Consider the following 1,280-nt stretch of genomic DNA (forward strand, 5'->3'; position numbering starts at 1 on the left):
CCTGGACGCTCACGCTGCCGCCCGAGGCGCAGAAGAGTTTTCTGTCCTGCGCCGCCCGCTGGCAGAACAAAAAAGGCGCGCTGGGTCCCTGGGGCGACATTCAGCACGTCGTGGTCGGCTAAAACACGGGAAGGAGTGGGGAACCCCGCTCGGAGCGCACAGGAAACAGGCATAGCCTGTTTCCTGTGCGTCGCTCCCATTCCCGCCGGCAAATGCCCGGGCCTCGGAACGGGGCTCCGGTTTGTAAGGACGCCGGCGCTTGTGCCCGATTAGCGTGTAATGGCGTCGGTCATAAGCTGAAAGGGTGTTCCCTATCATATTGAACCGCCTGTGTGCTGAATTCTTCAAGCGTAGTATTTGCAAAACGTTCGCGCTGCCATTCCGTATAATCGAAGGGCTCTTTCAAAATGTTTGAAATAAAAATTTCCGTTTCAAACGCGCCCAAAGACTTCAGCAGGCAGTTTATGCCGTCATCCATAATTACAGCGGTATTACGCATTTTTATCCTCCAAAATGGGCAAGAAAGGTATCGGACTGCAAATTTTTATATCCTGTGCTTCATAATGCCATATTCTATCATCGGTAAGAAAGTTATCGGATTGCAAATTTTTATATCCGCTGTTTTATAATGCAATATCTCGTCATCGGTAGTGATAAAGTAATCACACCCGGTTTCGATAGCGCATGATATGTGCAAAGCATCGTTTGTTTTTATTTTATGCTTCATAATTTCAGCCGCTCTTGTATCAACCGAAACAGAATGAGACGAATCAAGATAAATCGTTGCGTTTTGAAAGAATAAATTAATAGGATTTCTTTTTGAAACATACGGATTAGCGTTGTTTTCAAATCGTGAAACATAAGAAACAACCAATTCTAATTTTTTCTCTGTAATAAGACGCTGAATATACAGCTTTGCGTGTGCTTCGAGAGCGATTCTTATTTGCGTTTGGTCGTCAAAAGGACGATTGTATGAACAATTATCAAGGTATACCCGCATATATTTCCCTCCGCCGCCTTAATCGCTTCCCCCACCTTCACTTCCTCCCCCGTCCGCACTTCCTTCGCCGTCAAACCATATAGTGTATACACCGCCTCATCAATCTGCGTATCCGGCGCCGCAGCCTGCCGCTCAATTACCGTTTTTATCTGTAAAGTCGGCTTATTCATAATGCCCCTCGCAGGAAATTATAACAATGGAATCATCGATGATTTTATATACAAGCCGATGCTCTTGTGTTATTCTTCGAGAATAAAATCCGGCATACCGATACTTAAGC

Annotated in this window: 4 protein-coding genes; all 4 read right to left on the reverse strand. The window is 45.7% G+C overall.

Translation table 11 applies throughout. From position 1 onward, the window contains the following. Window positions 1-289: 289 nt before the first annotated feature. The 4 genes from AWU74_RS05700 to AWU74_RS13455 all read right to left on the reverse strand — a co-directional run bounded on the left by AWU74_RS05700 (window position 290) and on the right by AWU74_RS13455 (window position 1,243). Entirely contained in the window at window positions 290-478 is a 189-nt protein-coding gene (locus AWU74_RS05700) for a hypothetical protein (RefSeq protein ID WP_228378543.1), read from the reverse strand. Window positions 479-544: 66 nt separating this feature from the next. Next, window positions 545-1,000 carry a type II toxin-antitoxin system VapC family toxin gene (locus tag AWU74_RS10525; protein ID WP_162504897.1) on the reverse strand — a complete coding sequence of 152 codons (456 nt, stop codon included), beginning with the start codon at window positions 998-1,000 and terminating at the stop codon, window positions 545-547. Next, window positions 940-1,170: a hypothetical protein gene (locus AWU74_RS05710; RefSeq protein ID WP_062328490.1), complete on the reverse strand. Its 231-nt coding sequence runs from the start codon at window positions 1,168-1,170 to the stop codon at window positions 940-942. Before AWU74_RS05710 ends, AWU74_RS10525 begins: the two co-directional genes overlap by 61 nt. After that, window positions 1,163-1,243 (reverse strand): type II toxin-antitoxin system YoeB family toxin, encoded by an 81-nt coding sequence (locus tag AWU74_RS13455; RefSeq protein WP_368853460.1) that lies wholly within the window; start codon window positions 1,241-1,243, stop codon window positions 1,163-1,165. The genes AWU74_RS05710 and AWU74_RS13455 overlap by 8 nt, the downstream gene beginning before the upstream one ends. Window positions 1,244-1,280: the final 37 nt, after the last annotated feature.

The sequence above is a fragment of the Treponema endosymbiont of Eucomonympha sp. genome, from assembly GCF_001028545.1.